The organism is Thalassotalea montiporae (assembly GCF_053485855.1).
The window spans coordinates 1-216 of record NZ_JBQRUO010000038.1 but is presented as its reverse complement, the minus strand read 5'-3'; the positions used below and the strand labels follow the sequence as shown (position 1 = coordinate 216).

Sequence of the window (216 nt, the reverse complement as noted above, 5' to 3'; positions counted from 1 at the left end):
GTACGGTTCCTTTATATCTATGCTTAGAAGCTTTTCCTGGAAGCAGGGCATCAACAACTTCAGCTCCGTAGAGCCTCGTCTCGTATCTCAGCCTTAAGAACCCGGATTTGCCTAAGTTCTCAGCCTACATACTTTCACATGGACAACCAACGCCATGCTTGCTTAGCCTTCTCCGTCCCTCCATCGCAATATAAAGAAGTACAGAAATATTAATCT

Annotated in this window: 1 rRNA gene; it reads right to left on the bottom strand. The window is 44.9% G+C overall.

From position 1 onward, the window contains the following. Positions 1-216: ribosomal RNA gene (locus ACSLUR_RS19190) — 23S ribosomal RNA — on the bottom strand; the annotation flags it as partial.